Origin of the sequence: Synechococcales cyanobacterium T60_A2020_003, from assembly GCA_015272205.1 — a bacterium.
Classification (GTDB): domain Bacteria; phylum Cyanobacteriota; class Cyanobacteriia; order RECH01; family RECH01; genus JACYMB01.
Genome location: JACYMB010000253.1, coordinates 1 through 8,896 on the forward strand (window position 1 = coordinate 1; position 8,896 = coordinate 8,896).

The 8,896-nt window shown below is 50.2% G+C and carries 7 protein-coding genes and 3 pseudogenes; 5 read left to right on the forward strand and 5 right to left on the reverse strand.

Translation table 11 applies throughout. From position 1 onward, the window contains the following. The coding region (locus IGR76_12630) for an IS5/IS1182 family transposase (GenBank protein MBF2079330.1) at window positions 1-176 on the forward strand (176 nt) is incomplete at its 5' end. Between the two features lie 58 nt (window positions 177-234). Here the strand turns inward: IGR76_12630 and IGR76_12635 are convergent. Then, window positions 235-930, reverse strand: a pseudogene (locus IGR76_12635) (polysaccharide deacetylase family protein). 193 nt (window positions 931-1,123) lie between these two features. Here IGR76_12635 and IGR76_12640 point away from each other — a divergent pair. Further along, a pseudogene (locus IGR76_12640) lies at window positions 1,124-1,838 on the forward strand (hypothetical protein). Between the two features lie 96 nt (window positions 1,839-1,934). Here the strand turns inward: IGR76_12640 and IGR76_12645 are convergent. Further along, the gene (locus tag IGR76_12645; GenBank protein ID MBF2079331.1) at window positions 1,935-2,111 is read right to left on the reverse strand and encodes a hypothetical protein; all 177 of its coding nucleotides are present in this window, start codon (window positions 2,109-2,111) and stop codon (window positions 1,935-1,937) included. Next, window positions 2,030-2,374 carry a hypothetical protein gene (locus IGR76_12650; GenBank protein MBF2079332.1) on the reverse strand — a complete coding sequence of 115 codons (345 nt, stop codon included), beginning with the start codon at window positions 2,372-2,374 and terminating at the stop codon, window positions 2,030-2,032. The genes IGR76_12645 and IGR76_12650 overlap by 82 nt, the downstream gene beginning before the upstream one ends. A gap of 290 nt (window positions 2,375-2,664) precedes the next feature. On the opposite strand from IGR76_12650, the gene IGR76_12655 reads away from it, so the two are divergent. Then, window positions 2,665-2,862 carry a hypothetical protein gene (locus IGR76_12655; GenBank protein MBF2079333.1) on the forward strand — a complete coding sequence of 66 codons (198 nt, stop codon included), beginning with the start codon at window positions 2,665-2,667 and terminating at the stop codon, window positions 2,860-2,862. 379 nt (window positions 2,863-3,241) lie between these two features. On the opposite strand, the gene IGR76_12660 is transcribed toward IGR76_12655, so the two are convergent. Both IGR76_12660 and IGR76_12665 read right to left on the reverse strand, forming a co-directional pair. After that, window positions 3,242-5,626, reverse strand: a complete 2,385-nt coding sequence (locus IGR76_12660) for an SH3 domain-containing protein (GenBank protein MBF2079334.1) — start codon at window positions 5,624-5,626, stop codon at window positions 3,242-3,244. Between the two features lie 677 nt (window positions 5,627-6,303). Then, window positions 6,304-6,528: a hypothetical protein gene (locus tag IGR76_12665; GenBank protein MBF2079335.1), complete on the reverse strand. Its 225-nt coding sequence runs from the start codon at window positions 6,526-6,528 to the stop codon at window positions 6,304-6,306. Window positions 6,529-6,909: 381 nt separating this feature from the next. Between IGR76_12665 and rnc the strand changes: the two genes are divergently transcribed. Continuing rightward, window positions 6,910-7,587, forward strand: a complete 678-nt coding sequence (rnc, locus tag IGR76_12670) for a ribonuclease III (protein MBF2079336.1) — start codon at window positions 6,910-6,912, stop codon at window positions 7,585-7,587. A gap of 167 nt (window positions 7,588-7,754) precedes the next feature. Then, window positions 7,755-8,650 (forward strand): annotated as a pseudogene (locus IGR76_12675) (sulfite exporter TauE/SafE family protein). Window positions 8,651-8,896: the final 246 nt, after the last annotated feature.

The following is an 8,896-nucleotide window of genomic DNA, read 5'->3' on the forward strand; positions in this document are numbered from 1 at the left end:
GCTATCATCGTCGTTCGATTGCTGAAACTACCATGTTCCGCTTTAAGACTATTTTTGGGGGCAATCTCAGTGCGCGTCAATTTGACAATCAAGCCGTGGAATTGTTCATCAAATGTATTGCGCTCAACCGCATGATTCAGATCGCTAAACCCGATAGCTACAAAGTCGAAGCTTAATACCCGGACGACCTCAAGGTGAGCCTGATCATCCTTCTAATCATGCAACAAAGCCTTTTCATGACGTAGATATGGGGTAATGATGTTTGTGCCAATGCTGAGCAATATCTACTCGACAGCAGAGCCAAACCCGGTCATGTTGCTGTATATACTCCAAAAAACGACGGAGCGCAGCCGTGCGACCAGGTCTCCCCGCAAGGCGACAGTGAAGCCCCACACTCATCATCTTGGGAGCGGTTTCCCCTTCGGCGTAAAGTGTATCAAAGGCATCACGCAGATAGGCAAAGAACTGATCGCCAGAGTTAAAGCCTTGAGCCGTAGCAAACCGCATGTCGTTGTTGTCGAGGGTATAGGGAATCACCAAATGAGGTTTACCGTAATCATGAACCCAGTAGGGCAAGTCATCGGCGTAGCTGTGGGCATCGTAGAGAAATCCACCTTCTTCCACCACGAGTTTGCGAGTGCTAGGACTGTTGCGTCCGGTATACCATCCCAAGGGTCTACTTCCGGTCACGCGGGTATGAATGGCGATCGCCTCTTCTAAATGCGCCCGTTCCACAGACTCTGCGGTGTATTTGTAGTCAATCCAACGATACCCGTGACTGGCTATTTCCCAGTTGGCTTCCAGCATGGCCGCAACCGCGTCGGGATTCCGCTCTAGCGCCATGGCCACACCATAGACCGTTACCGGGATACCCATTTGCGTAAAGAGCCGATACAACCGCCAAAACCCAGCCCGACTACCATACTCGTATGTTGTGTTGAAGTCTGCCCAAAAGTATCTGGAACGAATGCCGCGAGATGATCAGTTACGAATCATTGAGGCGTTGGAGAAATTGCTGACGGAGCCAGAAAGTTTAGACATTAAGGAACGTGGATTAAATAAGGTGTAATACATCCCGTTGTATCTGTAAGCTAGAAAAGCAAACTGATGAATCGGAGGGTCGATGCAACCTTACCCTGCTGAGATCGAAGCCCAAATGCAACGATACTATCAATCGCTATCTGAGAAGGATCGTCGTCGTTATGCAGCAATTGAAGCCGTGAAGCTAGGGTACGGTGGGCAGAGCTACATCCGCCGATTATTCGGATGCCACCATGAAACCTTAGCATTGGGGATGGCAGAACTGAAGGACGAAGCGGCACTCGCAGGAGACCGGATTCGCCAAGTTGGCGGGGGACGACAATCAGCCTTTGAGACAATTGCTGGATTAGATGAGGCTTTTTTGCGCGTTTTGGAGCAGCATACAGCAGGGTCACCGATGGATGAAACCATCAAGTGGACAAATCTCAAACGTCATGAGATTGCGGCGTTGCTTCAGGACGAGGGGATTGAGGTCAGTGTGACCGTTGTAGACCAACTATTGGAGAAGCACAACTTTCGCAAACGCAAAGCAGTGAAGCCCCTGGCCACTGGGGAGAGTGAGCATCGCAACGAGCAATTGTCAGGGGGTGATTTTTGACAGTGTCCAAACCGTACAGGAACTGATGGCAACAGCAACGACTCGCACAGGTCTGAAGGTATTTACGACGATTCTCGACAACACCTATCAGACAGGTCGAAAAGTCATTGCAGACTTCAAATGCAACATGAAAATTGTCTTTGATAAATTCTTACCTCAGTGGAACTATACCGCCAAACCAGAATTACAGGTTATTTAATCCTCAATCCTTAGATAAGTAGAGAGTCCTAACTAAACGTAGCTCTGGAACCTAGAAAGCTCGGTATACCGTTCTCAGGACATCGTTTAATTCAGGTTACCCACTTAGTCCTGTTAGGAATAAAAGAACAACAATTAGAATGACGGAACTAATGCCTCCTGCCAAAGGGGTTTTAGCGCCGCTGCTATCGTTCACTGCCGAACGTGACATACTGCCACCGACGGCAAACGACGCGCCAAATCCACAGAGTAAATTTGATGCTCCCAAGGCCATGAGTTCTTGATTTGCTCTGCAACAGCAATGTCAAACCCAACGATGCCACTTGGCGGATCGGAGGCATAGCGATACGCGAAGGGAATATAATCGGCCTCAGTACCCATGGTTAGGGTTTGTTGCTCAACGTTGGAGGATTCGGCTTCCGGTGCAAGAACCTGAGCCTGACTGGGCAGGGGAAAACTGAGCAGCGTTAGGGAAATACCGACACTTGTAAGCAGGGTGGAGAACTGGTTGGGAGCGATTGGGAGCAAAGCTTTCATGGTCAGACGGCTCGTGCTGGCGTCAAGGGATAAATCTCGAATCATCTTACGCTAAAACCCTAACCCTAACAGCATGGATGGTTCCCTAGCGACTTCGGCATCGCATCTGTAGCCGTCATTCCGGAGATTAAATCTTGAAGCGGTAATCAGCCATCGTTACAGTCGATCTCTTAATTTTTCGATACTCAGCGAATTTTAAAGTGTATCTCAGAATACACTCAGGATGGTCACGCATAATCAAATCAGATCCAACGTAAGCCCACTATGTCATGAACAAAACAGGAGGATCCATGATGAAACGCCTTATAGTAAGTGGAATTTCCCTCTTAGCCGTGGCTGGAATTTCAGCATCAACCGCCAGCGCTGTTCAGTATGCTCCCGATCAGAGCACCACGGTTCAGTACGATCGGACGTATGGCCCGACGCATTTTACCGACGGTCGCTACAGTCGAACCTATGGCTCGACGCGCTTTAACGATGGTCAGTGATACAAACAATGCCCAAGTTTTACCTTGGGCGATCGCCCCTGCAGGCGAAACCCAAGCTAGATACCGTTATGGACCTCCGAGGATTCGGAGGTTTTTTGCGATCGCCCATTAAGCCCCTATCACCAGCAGCATGCATGGCAGGTATAGCTGTTTGCCAGCTAGCTTAGGACATGGACATTTTGGTGGGGCGGCGAAGCCGCCCCACCAAAATGTCCTAACCGATATGGCTAGCGCTATATGATTCGTTTTCACTAGTTTCACCATTGCACATCAGGGCAAAGCCAACCATCACCCCTTGGCGAAAACGAAGGACAGAACAATAGTGATAAAGCTCTGTCCATACCTCCTAGATCCGTAGCAATCTTTTGACGACTTGGTATTAGGTCCAACCGTTGAGCTGGAAATAGCCTGCCCGATTCAACACATCCCAAGAGTAGTCCTGTCCGGTGGTGTAGTAGTCTACGTCACGACCTTCACTCAAGGCTCGATCGACGTTACCTGGGCCAGCATTGTAGGCTGCGATCGCACTCCGCAGGAGAGCCACGCCACTGAGATTGGTGGTGCGATCGAAGTAGTCGTAGTAGCTTCCCAAAACGTTCTTCACCCCGTACATAATGTTGGCGCGTGGATTGGTCCACTGACCACTGTTGATAAAGGTTTTGTGGTAGCGATCGTCAATCTGCATCAGTCCTCGGCCATGGCCACCATCTCCGGTTCCGGTGGGGCCTTTAGGGCTCAGGAATAGTCCCCATCCACTCTCACGAGAGCCAATCCCTGCAATAATCGACGGGGATAACCAACTATACAAAGCAGCCGCTTCTTCGATAAAGGGCTTGTAGCTACTGGTGTAGTAGTAGGGATCTTCAGCTTCCTCTAAGTGGGATTTGTAGTAAGGGTTAGTTTTAGAAATAGCAGACGAGAATGTTTTGCCATCGCTGGGAACGTCTACATAGTAGGCTGCTACATATCCCTCTTTCACTTGTCCGTTGATCGTTGTACTGACGCGATACCACTCATCAAATCGATTGTCCAGATAGTAGTCACCTGTCTCTTTACCTAGAATTTTGAGTGGCGTATTGGCACCCAGTTGGGCAATCACGGTACTGTCCAGCGAGTTATCTGAGCGGAATGGAATCGTATCGCCGGAGGTCTTGAGTACGCGAGGGCTAATATAGCCTGTACCCGTTGGAATTGGATTAGGATCGGTGGTGTTATCGCCGCCACCGATGGGATTTTGAGTCGCGTTGGGATCGTTGATATTGACGATACTATTTGGCGCACCCGATACGTTAACCAAACTGTTATCCGCAACGACGTATCCCTTAGTGCCATCACTCAACTGAATCTCATACCACTGCTTGTAGGTAGTATCGTCAGGTGAGTTGACTTTGCCAAGCACAGTAAACGACGTTCCACCATTAATCGCTTTGATGGCAGTGTTGTTCAACGTCGAAGGGCGCGATCGCACGTTCAGGGCATTCACAGAACTCGCCACTTGACCCTTGAATGTCAGTTGCTCAATCTTGACATCCACAATCGAAGCACCGAAATCCTCGTAATACTGAACGTAGAAATCATAGTTGCCGCTAGTGGAGGCGGTAAATGTCTGTTTCCATGCCGGATCGCTCGCAGAACGATTTTGCCAATCGCCACCGATATCGGCCAGCTTCTTCTGGGTTGCAGCACTCTTTACGTAGAAGCGAGTGCCATCATCCGATTTACTGGTGACTTGATAGAATCGTCCCGCCTCCAAGGGAATCCGGGTCCACGCTTCCATTGCAAAGCGGCTATTTTGGATTTTGGAATCGGGGCTACCTAAGCCATAGTCTAGCTTTAGGCGTGCCACCGTCGATCCTTTTTTCCCTTGACCACCCAGGTCTAGAACGACGTCAGGCTTGGAGAAATCGTAGGTCTTATAGTCTTTGTAGTTGCTGGAGGTGCGGTTGATAAAGCTGCCCGTCCAGCGCTGACTAGAACCACCAGAGCCAGCCGAGAGAGTACCTGTAGGATCCCCAAAGGTTTGAGTCCAGTATCGCTTATCCGTATTACTGCGAGCATAGCCTAACCCCATCTCTTTGTAAGCGGGATCAAGGAGATTGGCTTTGTCTGCGGTGCTGCTAGCCCAGGCATCAAAGGCTGCTCGGTGTTTGGCGGCACCCATAGCAATGTTTTCAGAGGCTTTGGCGTAGCGATAGTTGGCATCCAGAATACGATCGCCCGGTTGGGAGCCATCTTTACCTGTATGGCTAAAGAAGTTGAACTCTGCCATACTGCGCGAGTGTCCCTTAGCCGCATCGGTTAATTGCGTATTTAGAGATAGCTCCGAGAGATCGTTTTGGCGACGCAGCTTATTCGTCCACAACAGCATCTGATAGGCCGGATCAGTCCCCTTCTTCGTTTCCGCAGAGGCCTTCAGTTCATACGTTGGAGACTTACGTCCATCGGGATAGATCCGCACAAAATACTCGCCATCGTCCAATCCCGAAAACTTGATGCGATTTTGTTTGCGGGGCGATCGCGACGTTGCAATGACATCACCGTTATCAATTTTGCTATTTCCATTGCGATCGCTAATCAGCTCCAGATTGAGAGGCCCTGCATCTTGCCGCTTCAGGGTGAGATCGATGCTACTCCGATTCGTGAGACGGAACCGATAAAAGTGCCCCAACCCAGAACCACTAATCTGATCATGAATCGTTTTTGTCTGATTTTGGATTGAAATATCTTGATATTGTCTAAGACTGCTTGCTGATGCTCTTGCCATATCGCTTATCTTTCCGTTACTATTCAGCGGATGGGTTCCCTACAAGACTCTGAAAAATACACAAAACATCCCTGCCCAAACCCAGAAAGTCTGTGTTTGGAGATAACGCCAAAACAGCGTATGCCTTGCTGTTCAGCGGTTTGTAGTCAATAAAAATCTTGCTTTAATTGAGCTAGACGTTAGTATCTTTGAGAAGGTGCCTTATGTCGTTGCAACATAGTCCGGTTTTGCAAGTGACTGTCGAGAGTCAAAATCAGGAACCTATTTAAAACAGCGCCAACCCAAGTAGAACAAACGGTTTGAGGGACTGGTTTCCATCCAATCTCTAAGAAATGACTAGATTTTTGCCGTAGGAACACGGAAATAAACACGACCAATTTTCAAACTGTCCTATCAAACCCACAGGACTTACGCAATTGGGCGATTTTGCGCGGGTGTAACCCGCGCAAAATCGCTTACAAGACTCAGGACGCCGCACGTAGTGCGTAAGTCAAGTCCTGACCCAGAGAGGGCGATCGCTCCTAAGCGTCCTCAAAACAGACTGTGCCTCCTGAACACAGCACTAGGCAGTTCAAAAGGCACATGTATATCACTTTCCCGCGAAGCAACTGCCGGGGAATCATGAGTAGCGGATAACGTTCATCAGGTGGCTAACGGTCGTACGCTGGCCGTTAGCATTAGTCCACAACTTTGATCAACCCCGTACTGAGGCGATCGCACACCTGTTTCACAAGCTGCATTTCTTCATCATTGAGCACCTGCCCAATGGCGTTTGCCTTGAGTAACCATCGCTGTTGTGCCGCCGTAATCCGTCCCGTTCGTAGAATCTTTTGGATGACCTGCCCAATCGACGAGTCAGAAATTGCTGTACTTAACATTGCCGTGCTTAACAGAGTCTTCATCGGTTCCACCCTAAGCCAACTGTTATGTATAAACTGGGGGCGATCGCCTGTATCCCAGCCATACAATATAGTCTGGCGTAAAATATCGGTTCTGTATTCAACCAATTGGAGGAGCGATCCGGATGATTTTATGACGTATCGATGAAGATGACGAGAAGCAGCGAGACGAAAAGGCGCTTTCTCAAGCCAGAGAACGCCTACTCCTTGTTAGTTATAAAGATAGTGAAAATTATCCATTCATTTTGCGGCGATCGCTCCGTACAATAGAAATTCTCTACGTCATCTGCTTACAATCTGTGTCCGCTGTCCCGATGCAGGGTCGGGGCGTTTGTTTCGTTAATCCAAACCTATTTCAACTACGTTGCTGTGGAGGCACTCCAAATGGTAGGACTGCCAGAGTTTGATGATGAAGCCTTGCTAAAGCAAGCCCTCACCCATCGCTCCTTTGTAAATGAGCATCCTAGCGCAGGCCAAGATAATGAACGGTTAGAATTTTTGGGAGACGCCGTACTCAACTTTTTGAGTGGGGAACTCTTATACAAACGCTATCCCGATAAGCCGGAAGGCGAACTCACGGCCTTACGGTCGGCCTTAGTGGATGAGAAACAACTGAGTGAGTTTGCGATCGCCGTTGGCCTAGACCAACCCAACGTCATGCGGCTAGGGCGCGGTGCCGAGCGGGACGGTGGACGACAAAACCGCAACTTACTCAGCAGTACATTTGAAGCGATTATCGGTGCCTACTTCTTAGACCAAAACTCGAACGTCGATCCGGTTCGGGCGTACATGCTTCTCTTGTTTGAGAGCGTTGTAGACGATTTGGCACTTTTGGTTCCCAGCGTGAACTTTAAGAGCCGATTCCAGGAATGGGCTTTAGCCAAACTGGGTGAAAACCCGCGTTATGTCATTGTCAATCAAACTGGCCCCGACCATGCCCGCGAATACACGTCAGAAGTGCAGGTGGCGCGGCAATCTTTTGGTCAGGGTACGGGGCGTCGCAAGCAGGATGCCGAAAAGGCCGCCGCCAAGGCCGCCTTGGAATCCTTAGGACTTCTCTAACGGATTCTCGTCGGATCATTTAGCGCTGCTGCTCCTCCGGGTGAGGCAGCGTTAATTTTTGGGGGGACGGGGTATCGAACGATGGGCGATCGCCCCAGAAAAATTTTGCACCGGAGTTGAACTGCCGCTTTTAATAGAAGTAACCCTATGGTTTTTCCACCGCTCCTATGACTACTCCCGATCCAGCGTCTACCCCGTCTCCCGAATCAACCGAAGCGTCGCATCCCCCTCGGCATTTCCCTTCCTCCCGCTATCTCAAATTTGGGGGGCTAATGCTGGGGGCGATCGCCCTTGCCTTGGCATTCAACCAAATTCGTCCCGTCATGCTGCTTCAACCGATTCAAGATGCTGTGTTTTGGATTGAAGATCACTACGACCAGTGGTATCAAGCCCATGTGCCTGCCTCTCGCCTGACGATCCTAGTCTTTGCGTTTCTCGGGGGATTGGTCGCCAGCATTTCGCCCTGCATTTTGGCACTGCTCCCGGTGAACCTTAGCTACATCGGCACCCGCACCATCACCTCCCGCCGCGACGCTCTTGGTAAGGCGATCGCCTTTGTTTTGGGCGTTGTGACCGTCCTCAGCATTCTGGGACTAGTCTCGTCGGCAGCGAGTTTTGTATTGCTACAAATGCAGGGCTATGTTTACCTTGCCGTCGGAACGCTGATCGTAGGGATGGGGCTAAATTTGCTGGGATGGGTGCCCCTGCCGTTGCCCAAACCCCAAGCCCGTCACCCATTCCCGGAGCCTATGGCGTCGGTCTCACCTTTGCGTTAGTCACCTCGCCCTGTACCAGTCCGTTTTTATTCTCCATCCTGGGCGTTGCCGCCACGACCGGATCCCAGCTTCAGAGCGTTTTAACCATGGTGAGCTATGCCCTCGGCTATACGGCTGTGTTGTTTGCCGCCAGCGTCCTCACCGGATTTGCAAAACAGGCGCGATCGCTGCTTCCCCATTCGCAACGCATCGTTCTAGTAGGGGCAATGGTGCTGATCGTGGCTGGATTGTACTACTGCATCAGTGGCCTACGTTGGATTGTGGCCATGCATGACCTTACCTTTTGAGTCGCAACGTTGGCGTCTAGCCATGCTTCTTTATCCAAACTTGAAGGACGGGCGATCGCAACAAAACTAAAATAAGGCTGTTGCCGGGGGAGCAAAGGCGCACCATGGTGTAGGACGGATGGCAAGCGACCGCTCTACGGGAGGGGCTTGCCCATACTCTGCGGCTGAACATCTATTCCAGATCACTCCTCTATATCAAGTCTGCTTAAATGCTCACTAAAACCAAACATGTTTTTGGCGCGGCGC

Coding starts and splice junctions, on each gene's coding strand:
- IGR76_12645 (MBF2079331.1), bottom strand. CDS start 2,111: ATGGCCTTGGGAGCATCAAATTTACTCTGTGGATTTGGCGCGTCGTTT.
- IGR76_12650 (MBF2079332.1), bottom strand. CDS start 2,374: ATGAAAGCTTTGCTCCCAATCGCTCCCAACCAGTTCTCCACCCTGCTT.
- IGR76_12655 (MBF2079333.1), top strand. CDS start 2,665: ATGATGAAACGCCTTATAGTAAGTGGAATTTCCCTCTTAGCCGTGGCT.
- IGR76_12660 (MBF2079334.1), bottom strand. CDS start 5,626: ATGGCAAGAGCATCAGCAAGCAGTCTTAGACAATATCAAGATATTTCA.
- IGR76_12665 (MBF2079335.1), bottom strand. CDS start 6,528: ATGAAGACTCTGTTAAGCACGGCAATGTTAAGTACAGCAATTTCTGAC.
- rnc (MBF2079336.1), top strand. CDS start 6,910: ATGGTAGGACTGCCAGAGTTTGATGATGAAGCCTTGCTAAAGCAAGCC.